The following is a 658-nucleotide window of genomic DNA, read 5'->3' on the forward strand; positions in this document are numbered from 1 at the left end:
GCGCAGTTATGGTGGCTAGTTCAGCAGGTCTTATCCCCGCGCGCATAAACAACAATATGGCCGCCAACATAGCGCTGTCATTACGCGCCTTAAAATACTGAATCAGTGCAACGAGATCATCATTATCGACCTTTTTAACTCTTTTTTGTTTTGCCTTAACCGGTATATCTGGCCTACTCAGGGCCTGAATTCGCTCGGCCGCGTCGGGAAAATTCAACAATTGTTGATGATATACCAGTGCACAGCGCAGTTTTCGCCAATAGCCAGGACTGCATTTTGAAGCGCGAGCCAACAATTCATCCGCAATGTTTTTTGCTGTGATATTAAGGCCCTTTTCCTTTAGGATTTCATAATGATTTTTTGCCAGTCTTTCATATTCCTTTTCCGTTGCCTGTGTAGCCATTCGGTCATCTCCCAGAGCGCTTGAATAACGCCTTCTTTAGATAGTGGGCAGGATTTCCCCACCCACGACGTGGATCCCTTTATTAAAGGTGCGATTTAGTTTTAAATTAATGCTGAATGCGTGATGTAGACAGTGATTTACTGCGCCACAGAAATTCGCTGCATTAAAACACTCATCAATCTCTGCATGACAGCAGGAGTTGCCAGTAATGCGTCGACATCGAATTCGCTTTCTGTGTTTTTATCTTCAGTTTTT

General features: G+C 44.1%; 1 pseudogene. It reads right to left on the minus strand.

From position 1 onward, the window contains the following. Positions 1 to 403: pseudogene (locus PG888_RS23055) on the minus strand (site-specific integrase); the annotation flags it as partial. Positions 404 to 658: the final 255 nt, after the last annotated feature.

It is taken from the genome of Aeromonas sp. QDB23, assembly GCF_027707745.1.
Classification (GTDB): Bacteria; Pseudomonadota; Gammaproteobacteria; order Enterobacterales; family Aeromonadaceae; genus Aeromonas; species Aeromonas allosaccharophila.